A 17,034-nucleotide genomic window follows, 5' to 3' on the forward strand; every position below is an offset into this window, starting at 1 on the left:
TTTGTGGCTAGTTGTGGTGGTGTTACTATTTCAACCCTTAAAACTTATATACAGAATCAAGATGAAATAAAATAAGGACGCGATTCATCTCACGCTTATTTGAGAAAATAAAGCTTGAGGCTTCTCGCGGTTAAGCTAAAAAAAAGACCCCCTTTTTAGGGGGTATCCACAGAGCCAACTATAATTTAGTAACGAGCGCTACCTGGTTTGTGAACAATAAAGCTAACGGTTTGACATTGTTTAATGTTATCAAAACCAATCACACGAATATAGTAGTTAGGATATTCAGAACGACATTCACGAACTTCGTTTAAGACGTCTTGAGAACTACGAGCTTCAAATAAAGGTAATTTCCAGAGTGTCCAGTGGTGGTCGGTGGGTTCGGGGTTTTCTTCAAACTCAACCGCGGGGATATAACCTTGTTCTAGCATATACTCAATTTGTCGAGTAATTTGCTGATCAGTGAGGGGGGGTAAATAGGATAGAGTTTCGTAACGACGTTCTTTTGGTAATGTTTTCATGAGTACAGATTTCCTAGTAAATTGGTAAATTTTAATCTGATTCGGGATAATTATGGTCGGGAAATGTATCGCAATCAGAGGGGAGAGACTGAGTTAGACGCTCTAAAAGTTGGCGACGATTATTTAAACTAGATTGTTCTAGATTTTGACGTACCATATCTGGGAGAAAATCTAGGATTTGTTCAGCTAAATCTCTTCTTACTGCCAAGATGCGCATCACCAGGTCTTTATGTTCTAGCATCAGTCCTTCTATATAGGCTTCTCCGTCTTGCATTTTATTTCCCGAAGAGTATTCGGTGAGCCAAAGCGCCATAGAGGGGTTAGTTTCTGATAACTGAGCGATAATGGTTTTGACCGCTTGGTAAGTCAGATAACTTTGTAAAACTTTTGCTGTTTCGGTGGCGATTTGTTTTGGATACATTCAGCCCTACTTGTCCAGATGGACACATAATATAGTTGTTAGTCTTTCAATTTTAAAACTAACAACTAGTTCTAGGTTAGAGTGTATCTACTGCGTCAAACTCGAATTTAATTTCTTTCCAGAGTTCGCAAGCTACTTTCAATTCAGGAGACCAGCGAGTTGCTTCTCTGATGATATCATTACCTTCGCGAGCGAGGTTACGACCTTCGTTACGAGCTTGGATACAAGCTTCAAGAGCAACACGGTTAGCGGTAGCACCAGGAGCGTTACCCCAAGGGTGACCAAGAGTACCACCACCAAATTGTAAACAGGAGTCGTCACCGAAGATTTCTACGAGAGCAGGCATGTGCCAAACGTGAATACCACCAGACGCTACAGGCATAACTCCACCCATGGAAGCCCAATCTTGGGTGAAGAAAATACCGCGAGAGCGATCTTCTTCTACATAGTCTTCGCGCATTTGGTCAACAAAGCCCATGGTAATACCGCGTTCACCTTCTAGTTTACCTACAACTGTACCAGAGTGTAAGTGGTCACCACCAGACATACGTAAACATTTTGCCAGTACGCGGAAGTGAATACCATGGTTCTTCTGACGGTCAATAACAGCGTGCATAGCGCGGTGAATGTGCATTAAAATGCCGTTGCGACGACACCATTTAGATAGGGTGGTATTAGCGGTGAAGCCACCAGTTAAGTAGTCGTGCATCAAAATTGGCATTTTTAGTTCTTTAACGAACTCTGCACGCTCTAGCATATCTTCACAAGTACCCGCGGTAACGTTGAGGTAGTGTCCTTTGATTTCGTTGGTTTCTGCTTGAGCTTTGTGTACTGCTTCTGCTACGAATAAGAAGCGATCGCGCCAACGCATGAAGGGTTGAGAGTTAATATTTTCGTCGTCTTTAGTGAAGTCTAAACCACCGCGCAAACATTCATAGACAGCACGACCGTAGTTCTTAGCGGAGAGACCTAATTTAGGTTTGATGGTACAACCTAAGAGAGGACGACCGTATTTATTGAGAATATCACGTTCTACGGTGATACCGTGGGGAGGTCCTTGGAAGGTTTTGAGGTAAGCTACAGGAATACGTAAGTCTTCTAATCTGAGACCTTTAAGAGCTTTAAATCCAAATACGTTACCTACGAGTGAGGTTAACAGGTTGGTTACTGAGCCTTCTTCAAACAAGTCTAAAGGATAAGCGATAAAACAGAAGAATTGGTTGTCTTCTCCAGGGATGCGCTCGATATCATAACAACGACCTTTGTAACGATCTAGATCGGTTAAGTTATCAGTCCATACTGTTGTCCAAGTCCCTGTGGAAGATTCAGCTGCTACTGCTGCTGCTGCTTCTTCGGGAGGAACACCTGGTTGAGGAGTTACACGGAATGCTGCCAGAATATCTGTATCTTTGGGAGTATAGTCTGGCATGTAATAGGTTAGTCTGTAGTCTTGTACCCCTGCTTTAAAGCTAGGACCTGATTTTGCTTGCACCATTAGGTTAATTCCTCCATCTACTCAAGGCTGATTGCTTAGTTATTTGCTATTCTTCTGTTTTAGAAGCCTTGGCGATTTGTTTGATCGCCAATTACGAATTGTAGTTGTATCTTCAATCTGATTGACACAGACTGTCAGATTTTTTGTCAACTATCGCACTAACTCCACACAAACTGAGAACAAGTTGCGTCAAGCGCGCGGATTACTATAAAGATTTTGAGCCTCTATATTTCTGACGTTTTTTATTTTCGCGTTTTTATAATAACATGAATTGAAACTTTATCAGCAAAAATTTTTTATTTTTTAGATACAGTTTTTTGTTAGCTTATATTAATTTTCCTAATCATTCTGATTTTAGCAAAACGTCACCAACAGCTAATTAGAGCCTTTATTAGCTGTTGTTTATTTTTGCTTAATATTAATTAACATTTTCTGAGTGAATACTTACTCAAGCAAAATGATCTAACTATTTTTTAGAATTGCCTAAATTTCTAGTTTCTGGAAAAAGAGTTAAGAGCAATTGATTAATATAAACCTCACCGATCACAGGAGAATCAGGAGTTGGAGAGGTTGTCTGAGACTCTGATTCTGTCTCTTCAACAATTATTGGCTCGGTATATTCTGGGGTAGTTTCTTTTGTTTCTGGTAATTCAGTTTCCAGGGTGGGAGAAGGATCTAGATCCTGACGACTATAGCGATCGCCGATTAGAGAGCCAGGAGGTATCATCCGTTTAGATTCAATTTTGGTATCTATAACAGTACTAGCTGTACCAATACAAGCATTAGAGCCTATTTGACAATTACCAATAATCAGGACACCAGGACCTAATACCACCCCTGCTTCGACTTCGATAGTCCCCTGATAAGCGTTGAGAACTGTTCCCATTCCCAGACAAGCACCTGCTTTAATAACTATGCGACTATCAGGAGCTGCTTGTAAAATTACCCCAGGAGCAAGAATTGCTTGAGGATCTATATAGACATCACCGTTAATATATATATCTTGGTGATGGATTGGTTGCACAGAGGGCAAATACATCATCTGGATTTAGGTAAAAAACTAGTAGCGGAAATCACGACCATAGTTGACTTCCGCCAAGAAACCCTAGGGACGTTGAATAATGGTTTCAAGAATGCGGCGTTTTTGTTTGGTATCAATACCAATTAAACGTACATATTCCCCTTGATGTTCTTGCAAACAAGCTTCTAGGGCGGAAATTACTTCTGATTCTCTTTGACTTTCAATGGGAGCACAGCTATGCCAAGATTGGGATTTAAAGCGACGTTTATCGGCGTGCTCTGTCCCAATGGTATAACCTTGAGAGATCAGATTGCGTAATTGGTTAACTATCTCGCCATTTAATGTACTACCATTACTATGACCATTACCATTGCTATAGTTATTGGTTTCGACTTCGGTAGTAGGAGTTGAGGTTGGTTGGCTTTGAGCTACAGTAGTACCATTATTACCGTCGGGACGTTGAATAATGCTTTCTAAGACTCGGCGTTTTTGTTGAGTATCGATACCGATTAAACGCACGTATTCTCCTTGATGTTCTTGCAAACAAGCTTCTAGGGCGGAAATTACTTCTGATTCTCTTTGACTGTCGATAGGAGCGCAGCTATGCCAAGATTGGGATTTAAAACGGCGTTTATCGGCGTGTTCTGTCCCAATTTTGTAACCTTGAGCCAGGAGGTTACGTACTTGGTTAATAGTTTCACTATCTAAACCAGAACTGCTACTATTGCCACTATAGGAAGAACTGCTAGCTTGATAACTTGGTTGAGAGTGAGTAGTGGTTACTTGGTTAAAAGATTCTTCGGGACGTTGAATTATTATTTCAGCTACACGACGTTTAGCTTGAGGATCTACTGCGACTAAGCGAACGTATTCACCCGTATAGCTTTGTAGATTAGCTTGTAGTTCTTGCCTGACTTTGCTTGTTGTATTACTAGTTAAAGTACCTACGGTGAGCCATGACTTAGTTTTGAAGCGACGTTTATCGGCGTGCTCTAGGGTTAATTGACAACCTTGTTGTAGGAAAGATTGCACCTGAGCACTCAAATCATTATTAAGGTTATGACCAGAGTTAGTATTACTATAATTACTAGGGCTAGGCGCTTGATAGCTAGAACTGTTAAGGTTACTAACTGTTTCACCTGGGCGTTGAATAATCAGTTCTACAACGCGACGTTTTTGTTGAGGATCAATACCAATTAAGCGTACATATTGTCCTTCGTATTCTCTAAGTACTTGCTGTAACTCTTGCATTACTTGGTCTTCACGTTGCCCTTGTAGGGTAGAAGCGCTTAACCAAGATTTAGTTTTAAAGCGACGCTCATCGGCGTATTCTATACCTAATTTACATCCTTGAGCCAAGAGATTGCGTACTTGGTCGCGGGTGTCTCCATTTAAACTCATATTTCCCTTACTTTCTTTATTTTCTAGTTTTTCTTTGATGGGGTTGATACAAGCGACATTAGCCGCGCAGAGATAACCTGCTCTGAGGGCTTCGTTGATTTGGACAACGTGGTGAGCAAAATTTTTATCGCTACTTTGTACATCAGGTAGGCGATCTGCTTGTTGTTGATTGGTAATAACTGCACCTGAAGGGACGTATTTTCCAGGGGGAATTTCTACATCTTGGATCAAGGCGTGCATCATAATGATACAACCATCACCTATTTTGGCGTTAAAGATTGTGGAACGAAACCCAATAAAACAAAAATCACCCACATAAGCCGGTCCATGAATTAGTGCCATATGGGTAATACAGGTTTCTTTGCCGATCCAGACTGAATATTCTCGCTGATCGTCTCCGATAACACGACCTTGTTCTAGTCCGTGAATGACTACCCCGTCTTGGATATTAGTACCTTCACCGATATAAAAGGGGCTACCTTCATCGGCTCTAATTGATGTACCAGGGGCGATTAAGACGTTTGGTCCTACATAAACATCTCCAATCAGATTAGAGAATGAGTGGACATAAGCACTAGGATCTATCCGTGGTTCTGCTAAATCTTTTGACCAAGGGGTAGGTGGTGCTGCTGTAGTGAGGACTTCTACTAACACTATTCCTCCGAAATTGTATATATGAACAAAATTGATTAAACTGGATACTCGTACTGTTTTTTGCTATATAGCAGTCCATTAGCAACTGTGACAGTATCAATAATTCCGACTACCATAGCGTCTAGAGGTCTTTTTTCCTGTCCTTCGTCTTGACGGGCAGCACTTCCTCTAGTTACTAATACCCACTCATTAACACCCGCTCCTACGGTGTCTCCTGCTACTTCGTATTTGTCTTGCAGTTCTCCTTCGGCGTCAACGTACTGTATTAGTAATAATTTAACACCTATAAGACTACGGGTTTTATGAGTGCTGACCACTGTGCCGATAACTCTGGCAATTTGCATTAGCTTTTGTCGTTATTTTAGATTACGATCTGCCTAGGGGACGGGGGTTAACGCTTTCTCGAAACTGTTCGACTTCTTCGGTATAGCGAATGGGTAGAACGTATTCTAGGTTTTCGTGAGGACGAGCGATAATATGGGTTGAGAGTACTTCTCCACCATTTACTCGTTTGACGCTTTCTATTCCTGCTGCTACTGAGGCTTGTACTTCGGAAACGTCCCCTCTGACGATGACGGTTACTCTTCCTGTGCCGATTTTTTCATAACCTACTAGGGTTACTCTAGCTGCTTTGACCATAGCGTCTGCTGCTTCTACTACGGCGGGGAAACCTAGAGTTTCTACCATTCCTACTGCGATTGACATAAATAACTACTCCTAAATTAAAATGGGTTAATATGAACGGAATTGTTCAACTTCTTCGGTGTAGCGAATGGGTAGAACGTATTCTAGGTTTTCGTGAGGACGAGCAATGATATGAGTTGAAAGTACTTCACCACCATTGACGCGGTTAGCTGCTTCTATTCCTGCTGCTACTGAGGCTTGTACTTCAGAAACGTCGCCTCTAACGATGACCGTTACTCTTCCTGTCCCAATTTTTTCGTAGCCCACTAGGGTTACTCTGCCTGCTTTAACCATGGCGTCTGCTGCTTCTACTACGGCTGGGAAACCTAGGGTTTCTACCATTCCTACGGCAATGGACATTTTTTTTTACTTCCTCAAGTTTATTCTGCTAATTTTTTTGTGTATTTTTTGCTGAAGTTTAGTAGTTATCTGTTTTAATTTTCCTAGCTGAGAATGTCAGAAGTATCTAACCAAAGTTACAATTACTCTGAGCTAAAAAAATGCTGCTATAGATAACTCTCTAACAAAAGCATAGGGAACAATGGCGCATTTGACAATATAAATTATTATGATATTTTTTAATCCTATAGTTTACGAAAATTAATACTACGATTTTTGTAGTTGCAATAACACGGTTTTCACAGCGGGGGGAAGTTGACGTAAAATTTTACCTTTTTCTCTATCTATCGCTACTAGGGTTATTCTAGCGGTTAGATAAGTTTGTTCTGTGTCAACAGATTGAATCTTGTAGTCCCAATGAATGCGTACTCCTGTAATCTCTTTCATGCGGGTTTTGACGATCGCATTCATTCCCATACCTAAGGGTTGATGATATCTGATGGCTAAATCAATTACGGGCAAATCACAACCTAGGTTGACTAATTCGGCAAAATCAATACCATTAGATAATAAACATTCTACTCTAGCTGCTTCCATCCAAGTTAAATAAGTTCCATGCCAGACTCTCCCGGCGTAGTCGGTATGATGGGGATAAACCCTAATGGGATATTCAAACCAATTGTCTGTACTGGTTTTTAACCCTGGATCTGAGGCGATCGCTTCTGTTGCTGGTAATTGAGGTTTTTCCATAATAATTAAGCTTTTTGGCGCTGCAATTGAGCCATATGTGCTGATAATCGTTGACAATATGTTTGAGAAAGTCCTGCACTAATGGCCCCTCTTATCACAGTATCAGAATAGTTCTGATTAGGAGCAATTTCTTGATTTAGTTTATTAACTACAACGTAGGTACGAACATTATGATATATTTTCTCTTGACTATTAACTCGGATAATTTCTCGACGATAACCTTGTTGAAATACTGCTTCTCTCTTATCTAGCTCGACACTGAATCTTTGCGGTAGATTATACAACACTCCTTCGACTAATTGTTGATGATCAGGGATAATATCTAAAACTCCACATTGACGCTTAACAGAGAAGCGACTAAATCTGAGACGATATCCTGTAAGAATTGCTGTTCCCACTAAATACTTATACATATCTTCTCCCATAGTTCTAGTTAAATCAATATGACACATACAAGAACCATAGGCAAAATAATAAAAAGTCATCTTATTTAGTAATCTAACTTATCAATTGAATTTATAATAATCTTAAAGCAAATTAAACCTAACTTACCATGAATTTAGACAATATTCAACAAGAAATCGCTGCTTTACCTCCTGAGGCACAACAGACTATTTTTGACTTGGTGGAGATTTTGCAAAAACGCTATTTATCAGAGTCTAAAAAGACTTTAGAAACTTCTTTAGAAGATTGGTCAGACTTTATCGGTTATTTTGAAGCTGAAACAGATTTATCCACCAACTATAAAACCTACTTAAAAAATGAACTTGACGAAAAATATGATTATCGTTGATACAGGTTTCTGGTTGGCTCTTGCTAACAAAAAAGATAATTATCATCAAAGGGCTAAAAATTTATTTCAAAGTTTAGCTCAAGAAAATTTTATCACAACTTGGTGTGTCGTCACAGAAACTTGTTATTTATTACAAAAAAGGGTTGGTGTAGATGCTCAAAAAGTTTTTATTAATAAAATTTCTAGGGGAACATTAATAATATTTGACCTCAAACCAAGTCACTGTCCACGAATAGAAGAACTCATGCAAAAATATCGAGATTTACCGATAGACTTAACTGACGCTTCTTTGGTTATTCTAGCAGAAGAACTTGAAGATGGTCGTATTCTCTCTATTGATTGTCGAGACTTTAATACCTATCGCTGGAAAAATACCAAACCTTTTCAAAACTTATTTGAGGATAATCTTTAAAAATTCGACATCGGAGTTAAGGGTTCGCGTAGCGCTGCCTTCGGCAGATCGCCCTCTTTTAAGTCGATCATATTGACATATCAAATTTTTTTGATATATTAAAAGAGTCGGTATCTTTAACCAGTATGACTAATCAAATTAATCCCCAAGCAGTAAAAGCGGGGGGTACTCTCAGCTTCTTTGAAAAATACCTAACTCTTTGGGTAGCTTTATGTATAGTCATAGGAATCATTCTAGGTCGTCTCTTTCCTGGAGTAGCGAGAAGTTTAGACGCGATGAGTATCTATAACGTCTCCATTCCTATCGCTATCTGCTTATTTTTTATGATGTATCCCATCATGGTCAAAATTGACTTTACCCAAGCTAAAAAAGCGTTTAAAGCGCCAAAACCAGTGATTTTAACTCTAGTGATTAACTGGTTAATTAAACCTTTTACGATGGTAGCTTTTGCGCAGTTTTTCTTAGGTTGGCTGTTTTTACCCTTATTAAGCAATACAGAGATAATTAGGGGTACAGAGGTTACTATGGCTAATTCCTACATAGCAGGATGTATCCTTTTAGGTATTGCACCCTGTACAGCGATGGTGTTGATGTGGGGGTATTTATCCTATGCTAATCAAGGTCATACTCTAGTGATGGTAGCGGTTAACTCCTTAGCGATGTTATTTTTATACGCGCCATTAGGACAATGGTTACTATCAGCTAATAATTTAACTGTACCTTGGCAAACCATCGTTTTATCGGTATTAATTTATGTAGGATTACCTTTAGCTGCGGGTATGTACAGTCGTCAATGGATTTTTAAAAATAAGGGTAGGGCTTGGTTTGAGACTAAGTTTTTACAATATCTCAACCCCATAGCGATTACAGCATTATTATTAACCTTAATCCTGTTATTCGCTTTCAAAGGTGATTTAATCATTGAAAACCCCCTCCATATTTTCTTAATCGCTGTTCCCTTGTTTATCCAAACCAATTTTATCTTTTTCATAACCTATGTAGTTGCTTTAAAGTTAAAAATCTCTTATGAAGACGCGGCCCCTGCTGCTTTGATTGGTGCTAGTAATCATTTTGAGGTAGCAATAGCTACAGCGGTAGTTTTATTTGGTTTAAATTCAGGTGCAGCTTTAGCGACAGTAGTTGGGGTACTAATCGAAGTTCCCGTGATGTTGATGTTAGTAGAAGTCTGTAAAAAAACAGCCTTTTGGTTTCCCCGTGAACCAGAAAAAGCAACCCTCCTTGATCCACGTTGTTTAACTAATTGTAATGACCGATTTTAATCATCCTCCCCGTATTTTATGCTTATACGGCTCATTGCGTGAGCGATCTTATAGTCGTTTAGTCGCTGAAGAAGCAGCTAGAATTATCACTGATTTAGGTGCTGAAGTAAAGTTTTTCCACCCTCACGACTTACCCTTAAGGGGAAGAGTCCCCGATTCTCACCCTAAAGTACAAGAGTTATTAGAACTAAGTCAATGGTCAGAAGGTCAAATCTGGTCATCACCGGAAATGCACGGGAATATGACAGGTATTCTCAAAAACCAAATAGACTGGATTCCTTTGAATATTGGTTCAGTTCGTCCTACTCAAGGTAAAACTTTAGCAGTAATGCAAGTCAGTGGTGGTTCACAGTCTTTTAATGCGGTTAATAATATGCGTATTTTAGGACGGTGGATGCGCATGTTTACCATTCCTAATCAATCTTCGGTAGCGAAAGCTTATCAAGAATTTCACGAAGACGGAACGATGAAGGATTCACCCTATCGAGATAGGGTAGTTGATGTGATGGAGGAGTTGTATAAGTTTACTCTGTTGTTACGTGACAAAGTCGATTATTTAACCGATCGCTATAGCGAGAGAAAAGAAAAAGAAGGTGTAAAATGAAAAAAGTCATGTTTGCTTGTAAGAAAAACTCTTGTCGTTCCCAAATGGCGGAAGGATTTGCTAAAACCCTCGGTAAAGATAAGATTGGGGTAACCAGCTGTGGTTTAGAAGCTTCTCGGGTACATCCCACGGCGATCGAGGTAATGAAGGAAATCGGTATTGATATCAGCGATCAAACTTCTAAACCCATTAGTGATTTTCAAGCAGAAGATTACGACGCTGTTATATCCCTGTGTGGTTGTGGAGTAAGTCTGCCTGAAGGTTGGATTTTACGGGAAATTTTTGAGGATTGGCAATTAGACGATCCTGATGGACAACCTCTAGATACCTTTAGAAGGGTTCGCGACGAAGTCAAGGAGAGAGTCGAAGTATTAATTACTAAACTAAGTTAAATAAATGAGTAAATATCCCGATTATCTTTGGTGGGTAAAACCCCACCTTCTAGGAGGAATGTCTCGACCACCTCTAAAAGATTTATCTCTATTGTACGAAGCAGGTATAAGGGGGATAGTATCAGTAATGGATGAACCTTCAGGTATCAAAGAATACCTTGAGATGGGTTTTGCCGCTTTATGGTTACCGATTATTGGGGGAAAAGCGCCAACTGTTGAACAAGTCAAAGATTTTGTCACTTTTGCTGATCCGATTTTGGCTAAAAATGAACCAGTAATCGTCCATTGTACCAGTGGGAATCGTCGCACAGGAACTTTATTAGCCGCTTATTTAGTAGTTAAAGGAGAAAACCCCTCTGAAGCGATCGCCGGGATCCAAAAAGTTCGTCCTACAGCTGAATTAAGAGAAGCACAAATTAATTTTTTAACTTCTTTACGTGAAAATTTAGTTTAAGATTAGAAGAATAAGAATTAAAGATACTCCGAGAATATGTCAAAAAGACTCGGAGGACGCAGACTGATGTCTTAAGGGCAAGCTTAAAAATGGCTAAAAAAATAACGATTAGGACAGTTTTAACCTATTCCCTATAAAGAGTGAGGAGTGAGGAGTTATTCCGAGTGCGCGAAAAAATAATTAATTCGCGCATTCTACATTCTTCATTTCCCTGCTCAGAAGCTCCCCTCTCTTCCCTATTCCTTATTCCCTCAAAATCTAAGTGTCAAACAACCCTAGTCTATTGCAAACATGATATCAGTAGCCTTGATTAGAGCATAAGCTTCTTTTTCTGCTGCTAAACTTAAATTTTCAGCAGAAGTTTTCGTAATAACTCCAGTTAATTCAACTCCAGGGGCAATTTCTAAAGTGACTTCAGCGTTAACTGCACCAATTTCAACCTTAAGAACTTTTCCTTTAATTACGTTACGAGTACTAATTTTCATTTTTTCTGACCATCTAAGCAAGAACTTTTAACATTATGCCAGTTTAATGGCTAAAATTTTGTCTTAAATTTGACAAAAACTCTTGTGATGATCGCTAAAACAACCAAAAGCTTAGTCAACCAATCTCCCCAAAGCACGTAAAGAGTTTTGGTATGTCTTAAACTTAGAGAGTGAGCTGATATTTCATAAGTATTAATACCCGATCGCCATAAGGTGCGACCTCGATTGTCGATGATAGCACTAATTCCCGTATTAGTAGCTCTAGCCAAAAAGCGATCGCTTTCTATAGCTCTGAGCACGTCTTGAGCGTGATGTTGAGCGGGCATAGCTATACTATAATGAGCGTTATTAGCAGCAGTAATAATGGCGATCGCCCCTTGAGATGTTTGACGGCGAAAATGTTCCCCATAAGCAGAATCATAACAGATACCCACTGCTACCCTACCCAAAGGAGTATCTAACAACTGATTAGGGTTTCCTGGAGTTAAAACCGCATTGAGAGGAGAGAGACGATTAATCCACGCACCAAAGATATTCTGTAGAGGGATATATTCTCCTAGGGGTACTAAATTAACCTTATCATAACGACTGTAAATTTCTCCTGTACCAGTAATAGTTAACAGACTATTAAAGTATTGTTGTTCATCCTTAGTAAAAGTTCCCAACCACACTGGTACACCCTCACCAATAATAGCGTTATAAAATGTTTCTGACACCTCAAAGGGTAAAGCAGTTTCAGGAGTCAAGACGATATCTACTCCCTGATTAGCTAACTCTTGATAACCTGCAGTGTAACCCGCGATCGCCTGATACCAACCTTGAGAAAACAATTTAATTTCATTAGGGATATTCCCTTGAATAATTCCCACCTTAAGGGTTTCCTCTCCAACTGCTGTATCAGGTGCTTGAGAGAGCCAAAAACCCCAACCATGGAGCATAATAAATAAAGATAAACCTGCTATTAAAAACTGTGGACACCATCGATAAAGAAAAGCTTCTGCTAACAAACCATTCACAGCGACAATTGCTGCGGTAACCGTAGTAGTCCCAGAAAATTGACCCAATTGTAGGATAATCAAATTAGTAGGACTTTGAGTATAAGCAAGAGTAGTCCACCACAGAGGAGTCAAACTCCAGACAGATTCTAAAGCACACCATAAAGCTACTCCACCCAATAATCTAGTCAGAAAATTAACCCGTAACCAATAGATAAAACCTATCCCCCAAAGCAACACCAAAGCACTACCCCAAGCCGTTAGAAATAACCAACAAATCAGCGCAATGAGTAAACTACTCCACCAATCAACCCCTAACCAAGTCATGGGATGAATTCCCGTTATCCAGAAAATAGCTACCCCGTGATAACCCACACCCCAAACCAAAGGAAGTAAAAGACTAGGTTTTTTTTCTTGACTCAACAATACCCAGAGAGGAATCAAACCTATCCAAGGGAGATACCACATGTCTAGGGGTGCGGGTGCTAAACCCATTAATAACCCACCCCCAAAAGCTAATAAGATTTTGCCCATTATCAACCTAAAATACGGGTACCCCTGGAATTTCCTTTCTAGCGCTTTCTCCACAAGTACGGGGTGTTGGGAAGATTTTACCAGGATTAGCTAATCCTTGAGGATTAAAGACGGTGCGCACGTATTGCATAGTCTCTAAATCCGTCTGAGTAAACATATCACTCATATAGCAGTTTTTATCTGCACCTATGCCATGTTCACCTGAAATACTTCCCCCAACTTTAACACAGAGTTTGAGGATTTCTCCCCCTAATTCTTCTACCCTTTCCCAAGCACCAGGTACAGAGTTATCATAGAGAATCAGAGGGTGTAAATTACCGTCTCCTGCGTGAAAGACATTAGCGATTCGATAGCCATATTCTTGACTTAAAGCATTAATTTCCCTGAGCACTTTTACTAACTGAGTACGTGGTACTACTCCATCTTGAACAAAGTAATTAGGGCTAATTTTACCCGCAGCTGCAAAAGCTGCTTTACGTCCTTTCCACATTTTTAGGCGAGTTTCGGCATCTTTAGCGCTAGTAACGCTTCTAGCGCCATTTTCTCGGCAAATACTGGCAATTTTCTCTTTGTTGCTAGCTACTTCTACTTCTAATCCGTCTAATTCTACCAGTAAAATAGCCTCTGCATCTCTAGGATAGCAACCCGTAGCTACTACATCTTCTACCGCGTTGATACTCAAATTATCCATGATTTCCATACCCGCGGGGATAATTCCTGAGCCTATAATCGCTGCTACTGTTGCTCCTGCTGCTTCTATACTATCAAAATCTGCTAAGACCACACAAATAGCTTCAGGGGTTTTTAAGACACGTAAGGTTATTTCTGTAGCGATACCCAACGTTCCTTCAGATCCCACAAATAATCCCGTTAAATCATAACCTGGAGTTTCGGGGATAACTCCTCCTACATCTACTATTGAACCATCGGGGATAACTAATTTTAAGCCCAAAACATGGTTCGTGGTGACTCCATATTTGAGACAATGTACACCTCCTGAGTTTTCCGCGACGTTACCACCAATAGAACAAATTATCTGACTCGATGGATCTGGTGCGTAATAAAATCCCCCTCCACTTACCGCTTGGGTTACCCAATTGTTAATTACTCCTGGTTGTACGATAACTATTTGATTCTCTAGATCTACCTTAATTATCTGTTTCATGCGCGCAGTGGTGATTAAGACGCAATCTTCTACGGGTAAAGCACCTCCTGATAATCCTGTTCCCGCACCTCTAGCTACCCAAGGAATGCCTTGCTCATGGCATAATTTAACTATGGCTGCTACTTGCTCTGTAGTTTTAGGTAAAACAACTATACCAGGTCTTTGACGGTAGCTGGTTAAACCGTCGCATTCATAGGTTAATAATTCTTCTTTACGTCTGACTACGCCATCTTGACCAAGTATGCGTTCAAATTCTTTATTTATCGATCGCCAATTAAGTTTATTCTGAAGAATCATTTCTCAATAGGGGGGCAACATTGGTTTTATTTTAACGAAAATTTTGTTATGAATAACACACATAAGCATAATTTCTCAACATATACATGAATGAATTTTCCCTAGGTACAATTCCCACCCCACCCCCCGGATTTAAATCAGGATTCGTCGCGATTATAGGTCGTCCTAACGTAGGAAAATCTACTCTACTCAATCAATTAGTAGGACAAAAAATAGCCATTACCTCTCCTGTAGCCCAAACTACCCGTAATCGTCTCAAAGGAATCCTGACGACTCCTACAGAACAAATAATTTTTATCGATACACCAGGAATTCATAAACCCCACCACGAATTAGGAAAAGTAATCGTCCAAAACGCCAAACACGCGATCGCCCTAGTAGATGTGATCTTATTTTTAGTGGATAGTTCTGTTAAAGTAGGAAACGGCGATCGTTATATCGCCGAATTACTAACGGATAACCCTACACCAATTATCTTAGGACTCAATAAATCAGACCTAGCCACCGATACAGCAGCAAGTTATCTAGACTTAGTCCAAAATTGGGAAGTAGTGAAATTATCAGCCCTAAACGGTACAGGATTAAACGAACTTCAGTCTCTAATAATCAATAAATTAGCCTATGGTCCTTACTATTATCCACCCGAACTAGTAACCGATATGCCAGAGCGTATGATTATGGCAGAATTAATTAGAGAACAAATCCTCTATTTAACTCGTCAGGAAATCCCCCACTCTGTAGCTATAGTCATCGAAAAAATCGAACCAAAAGCCAAAGTAACAAAAATTTACGCCGCTATTAACGTAGAGCGCAAATCACAAAAAGGTATAATTATTGGTAGAGGGGGAAGTATGCTCAAAGCTATTGGCACAGCAGCTAGAGAACAAATTACCAAGTTAATAGAAGGAGAAGTTTACCTAGAACTATTTGTTAAAGTAGAGCCAATGTGGCGTCAATCCCAAAGACAATTGATAGAATTAGGATATCAAGTAGAAAAATAGCTAAACTGTATCTATAATAGATTATCTTCATAACCTGGGGAAGACTCGGGAAGATTCTCAACAATCAAAGGTTAAGAGCGTAACTAGCCGTGAAAAATCAAGCATTCTACCAAAATTTTTATAGACAGGTATTGCTACAGTTACGGGAAATGTTGCAAACAATCAAACAAAGCGATACACCCGCAACCCGTAGTCAATTTAAGGGACATTGTCAGGAACTCCTGAATATGGGGAAAAAAGCCAACTTAACAGCATGGGTAAAGCTCTTAACTGTAGCTATTTCAGCCATTGGTAATCCCGAAAACGCCTACCTGCCCTGTGGAAAGATGATTATCAAGGAAGTCCAAGAAGCAGGAAAATTAATCGCCCAAGGCAACACCGAAAATATTACAGCTAGTAAACAACTACAGGCTTTAGCTACCCCACCAATGAAGAAAACTATTCCTAGGGAAGCAACCTGGGAAGAATTTGACACCAGTTGGCAAGAAGAACAAGATAAAGCTACTTACACAGCAGATCCCTGGGAAACACAAAAAGTTTCACGACCTCAACCCGCAGAAATACCCGTAGAATTAGACCCCAATCGTACCATACCTAGTGATCAAGACGCAGCTGCTGAGTTGAGCGAATTATTCTCCCGAGAAGAAGAACAAGAAGAATTAGAAGAATTAGAAGAATTAGAATCAGAAAAAGTAGCAGAAACAGAGTTAGAGTTTTTTGTCACTACAGAAGCAGAAGATATTCAAGATCTCTTTGATGACTTTTATAGTAATGATGATACAGAAACAGGTCCAATAGAAGAAATAGAGGAAATAGCAACAGAAGCAGAAACAGACGAAATAGAACAATTAACTACATTATTTGACCTAAATACCCCCGAACCATCCCCCGCAATACCCCAAACAAGTACAGAAACAGTTTATTTTTATCAACAGTTTAGCGAATTAGAGCAACTCCTAGAACAACCCCCCTTAAAAACTACTTTTGCTGTTTTTGCCGAGTTAGAATCTTTATTATCTGAAAATAGTCCTAGCTTAATTGAACCCATCGAACCAGAATTAACTACATCCAGAAAATTACCACCTCCACCAGTTAAAGCTACATCACCTCGAACAGCTAAAGCGAATCGCTTAGAACAAACGATGCGCGTTCCGATTAAACAATTAGATAATTTAAATAATCTGATTGGGGAACTAGTCGTTAAAAGAAATAGATTAGAAGAAGATCAAGAACGTTTAAGACAATTTTTAGATAACCTACTTAATCAAGTCCAAAAACTCAGCGATGTTAACGCGAGAATGCAGTACCTCCATGAAAAGACACTCTTAGAAAGAGC

21 protein-coding genes and 1 pseudogene are annotated in these 17,034 nt (G+C 39.7%); 9 read left to right on the plus strand and 13 right to left on the minus strand.

Annotated features, from left to right (window positions below):
• Positions 1–75, plus strand: a 75-nt coding sequence (locus tag EA365_15340) for an IS200/IS605 family transposase (protein TVQ42361.1), incomplete at its 5' end; no start/stop codon positions are given.
• Positions 76–185: 110 nt separating this feature from the next.
• Here EA365_15340 and EA365_15345 read toward each other — a convergent pair.
• From EA365_15345 to EA365_15390, 10 genes are all read right to left on the minus strand, one after another.
• The gene (locus tag EA365_15345) at positions 186–521 is read right to left on the minus strand and encodes a ribulose bisphosphate carboxylase small subunit (protein TVQ42341.1); all 336 of its coding nucleotides are present in this window, start codon (positions 519–521) and stop codon (positions 186–188) included.
• 31 nt (positions 522–552) lie between these two features.
• Positions 553–942 carry an RbcX chaperonin protein gene (locus EA365_15350; protein ID TVQ42342.1) on the minus strand — a complete coding sequence of 130 codons (390 nt, stop codon included), beginning with the start codon at positions 940–942 and terminating at the stop codon, positions 553–555.
• A gap of 76 nt (positions 943–1,018) precedes the next feature.
• A complete protein-coding gene (locus EA365_15355) occupies positions 1,019–2,437 on the minus strand; it encodes a form I ribulose bisphosphate carboxylase large subunit (protein TVQ42343.1) in 1,419 nt (472 codons plus the stop codon).
• A gap of 466 nt (positions 2,438–2,903) precedes the next feature.
• Positions 2,904–3,476: a carbon dioxide concentrating mechanism protein gene (locus EA365_15360; protein ID TVQ42344.1), complete on the minus strand. Its 573-nt coding sequence runs from the start codon at positions 3,474–3,476 to the stop codon at positions 2,904–2,906.
• A gap of 66 nt (positions 3,477–3,542) precedes the next feature.
• On the minus strand, positions 3,543–5,513 hold the full coding sequence (locus EA365_15365; GenBank protein ID TVQ42345.1) for a carbon dioxide concentrating mechanism protein CcmM: 1,971 nt from the start codon (positions 5,511–5,513) through the stop codon (positions 3,543–3,545).
• Positions 5,514–5,548: 35 nt separating this feature from the next.
• A complete protein-coding gene (locus EA365_15370; protein TVQ42346.1) occupies positions 5,549–5,857 on the minus strand; it encodes a carbon dioxide concentrating mechanism protein CcmL in 309 nt (102 codons plus the stop codon).
• Between the two features lie 22 nt (positions 5,858–5,879).
• Positions 5,880–6,218 carry a carbon dioxide-concentrating mechanism protein CcmK gene (locus EA365_15375; GenBank protein TVQ42347.1) on the minus strand — a complete coding sequence of 113 codons (339 nt, stop codon included), beginning with the start codon at positions 6,216–6,218 and terminating at the stop codon, positions 5,880–5,882.
• Between the two features lie 27 nt (positions 6,219–6,245).
• Positions 6,246–6,557: a carbon dioxide-concentrating mechanism protein CcmK gene (locus EA365_15380; protein ID TVQ42348.1), complete on the minus strand. Its 312-nt coding sequence runs from the start codon at positions 6,555–6,557 to the stop codon at positions 6,246–6,248.
• A gap of 246 nt (positions 6,558–6,803) precedes the next feature.
• The gene (locus EA365_15385) at positions 6,804–7,286 is read right to left on the minus strand and encodes an acyl-CoA thioesterase (GenBank protein ID TVQ42349.1); all 483 of its coding nucleotides are present in this window, start codon (positions 7,284–7,286) and stop codon (positions 6,804–6,806) included.
• A gap of 5 nt (positions 7,287–7,291) precedes the next feature.
• Entirely contained in the window at positions 7,292–7,771 is a 480-nt protein-coding gene (locus EA365_15390) for a gamma-glutamylcyclotransferase (GenBank protein TVQ42350.1), read from the minus strand.
• Between the two features lie 68 nt (positions 7,772–7,839).
• Between EA365_15390 and EA365_15395 the strand changes: the two genes are divergently transcribed.
• From EA365_15395 to EA365_15420, 6 genes are all read left to right on the plus strand, one after another.
• Positions 7,840–8,079: a hypothetical protein gene (locus EA365_15395; GenBank protein ID TVQ42351.1), complete on the plus strand. Its 240-nt coding sequence runs from the start codon at positions 7,840–7,842 to the stop codon at positions 8,077–8,079.
• Positions 8,066–8,491 carry a PIN domain-containing protein gene (locus EA365_15400; protein TVQ42352.1) on the plus strand — a complete coding sequence of 142 codons (426 nt, stop codon included), beginning with the start codon at positions 8,066–8,068 and terminating at the stop codon, positions 8,489–8,491. Before EA365_15395 ends, EA365_15400 begins: the two co-directional genes overlap by 14 nt.
• A gap of 125 nt (positions 8,492–8,616) precedes the next feature.
• Positions 8,617–9,771: an arsenical-resistance protein gene (arsB, locus tag EA365_15405; protein TVQ42353.1), complete on the plus strand. Its 1,155-nt coding sequence runs from the start codon at positions 8,617–8,619 to the stop codon at positions 9,769–9,771.
• Entirely contained in the window at positions 9,758–10,375 is a 618-nt protein-coding gene (gene arsH, locus EA365_15410) for an arsenical resistance protein ArsH (GenBank protein ID TVQ42354.1), read from the plus strand. The genes arsB and arsH overlap by 14 nt, the downstream gene beginning before the upstream one ends.
• Positions 10,372–10,767, plus strand: a complete 396-nt coding sequence (gene arsC, locus EA365_15415) for an arsenate reductase, glutathione/glutaredoxin type (GenBank protein TVQ42355.1) — start codon at positions 10,372–10,374, stop codon at positions 10,765–10,767. The genes arsH and arsC overlap by 4 nt, the downstream gene beginning before the upstream one ends.
• A 4-nt stretch (positions 10,768–10,771) precedes the next feature.
• Positions 10,772–11,221: a protein phosphatase gene (locus EA365_15420; protein ID TVQ42356.1), complete on the plus strand. Its 450-nt coding sequence runs from the start codon at positions 10,772–10,774 to the stop codon at positions 11,219–11,221.
• Positions 11,222–11,496: 275 nt separating this feature from the next.
• Here EA365_15420 and EA365_15425 read toward each other — a convergent pair whose 3' ends face one another.
• The 3 genes from EA365_15425 to glcD are packed head-to-tail and all read right to left on the minus strand — an operon-like array spanning position 11,497 to position 14,697.
• A complete protein-coding gene (locus EA365_15425; protein ID TVQ42357.1) occupies positions 11,497–11,706 on the minus strand; it encodes a transporter in 210 nt (69 codons plus the stop codon).
• Positions 11,707–11,756: 50 nt separating this feature from the next.
• Positions 11,757–13,235 carry an apolipoprotein N-acyltransferase gene (locus EA365_15430; protein ID TVQ42358.1) on the minus strand — a complete coding sequence of 493 codons (1,479 nt, stop codon included), beginning with the start codon at positions 13,233–13,235 and terminating at the stop codon, positions 11,757–11,759.
• Between the two features lie 7 nt (positions 13,236–13,242).
• Positions 13,243–14,697: a glycolate oxidase subunit GlcD gene (gene glcD / locus EA365_15435; protein ID TVQ42359.1), complete on the minus strand. Its 1,455-nt coding sequence runs from the start codon at positions 14,695–14,697 to the stop codon at positions 13,243–13,245.
• A gap of 86 nt (positions 14,698–14,783) precedes the next feature.
• On the opposite strand from glcD, the gene EA365_15440 reads away from it, so the two are divergent.
• Complete coding sequence (locus EA365_15440) at positions 14,784–15,698, plus strand: GTPase Era (GenBank protein TVQ42360.1); 915 nt, start codon at positions 14,784–14,786, stop codon at positions 15,696–15,698.
• Positions 15,699–16,831: 1,133 nt separating this feature from the next.
• A pseudogene (locus tag EA365_15445) lies at positions 16,832–17,034 on the plus strand (hypothetical protein).

The sequence above is a fragment of the Gloeocapsa sp. DLM2.Bin57 genome, from assembly GCA_007693955.1.
GTDB lineage: Bacteria > Cyanobacteriota > Cyanobacteriia > Cyanobacteriales > Gloeocapsaceae > Gloeocapsa.

What these genes read in the sequence shown, in the direction of transcription:
- EA365_15420 (TVQ42356.1), top strand. Translation starts at nt 10,772, where the DNA reads ATGAGTAAATATCCCGATTATCTTTGGTGGGTAAAACCCCACCTTCTA.
- EA365_15345 (TVQ42341.1), bottom strand. Translation starts at nt 521, where the DNA reads ATGAAAACATTACCAAAAGAACGTCGTTACGAAACTCTATCCTATTTA.
- EA365_15400 (TVQ42352.1), top strand. Translation starts at nt 8,066, where the DNA reads ATGATTATCGTTGATACAGGTTTCTGGTTGGCTCTTGCTAACAAAAAA.
- EA365_15375 (TVQ42347.1), bottom strand. Translation starts at nt 6,218, where the DNA reads ATGTCAATCGCAGTAGGAATGGTAGAAACTCTAGGTTTCCCCGCCGTA.
- EA365_15370 (TVQ42346.1), bottom strand. Translation starts at nt 5,857, where the DNA reads ATGCAAATTGCCAGAGTTATCGGCACAGTGGTCAGCACTCATAAAACC.
- EA365_15360 (TVQ42344.1), bottom strand. Translation starts at nt 3,476, where the DNA reads ATGTATTTGCCCTCTGTGCAACCAATCCATCACCAAGATATATATATT.
- EA365_15425 (TVQ42357.1), bottom strand. Translation starts at nt 11,706, where the DNA reads ATGAAAATTAGTACTCGTAACGTAATTAAAGGAAAAGTTCTTAAGGTT.
- glcD (TVQ42359.1), bottom strand. Translation starts at nt 14,697, where the DNA reads ATGATTCTTCAGAATAAACTTAATTGGCGATCGATAAATAAAGAATTT.
- EA365_15440 (TVQ42360.1), top strand. Translation starts at nt 14,784, where the DNA reads ATGAATGAATTTTCCCTAGGTACAATTCCCACCCCACCCCCCGGATTT.
- EA365_15395 (TVQ42351.1), top strand. Translation starts at nt 7,840, where the DNA reads ATGAATTTAGACAATATTCAACAAGAAATCGCTGCTTTACCTCCTGAG.
- arsB (TVQ42353.1), top strand. Translation starts at nt 8,617, where the DNA reads ATGACTAATCAAATTAATCCCCAAGCAGTAAAAGCGGGGGGTACTCTC.
- EA365_15430 (TVQ42358.1), bottom strand. Translation starts at nt 13,235, where the DNA reads ATGGGCAAAATCTTATTAGCTTTTGGGGGTGGGTTATTAATGGGTTTA.
- EA365_15390 (TVQ42350.1), bottom strand. Translation starts at nt 7,771, where the DNA reads ATGACTTTTTATTATTTTGCCTATGGTTCTTGTATGTGTCATATTGAT.
- arsH (TVQ42354.1), top strand. Translation starts at nt 9,758, where the DNA reads ATGACCGATTTTAATCATCCTCCCCGTATTTTATGCTTATACGGCTCA.
- arsC (TVQ42355.1), top strand. Translation starts at nt 10,372, where the DNA reads ATGAAAAAAGTCATGTTTGCTTGTAAGAAAAACTCTTGTCGTTCCCAA.
- EA365_15350 (TVQ42342.1), bottom strand. Translation starts at nt 942, where the DNA reads ATGTATCCAAAACAAATCGCCACCGAAACAGCAAAAGTTTTACAAAGT.
- EA365_15355 (TVQ42343.1), bottom strand. Translation starts at nt 2,437, where the DNA reads ATGGTGCAAGCAAAATCAGGTCCTAGCTTTAAAGCAGGGGTACAAGAC.
- EA365_15385 (TVQ42349.1), bottom strand. Translation starts at nt 7,286, where the DNA reads ATGGAAAAACCTCAATTACCAGCAACAGAAGCGATCGCCTCAGATCCA.
- EA365_15380 (TVQ42348.1), bottom strand. Translation starts at nt 6,557, where the DNA reads ATGTCCATTGCCGTAGGAATGGTAGAAACCCTAGGTTTCCCAGCCGTA.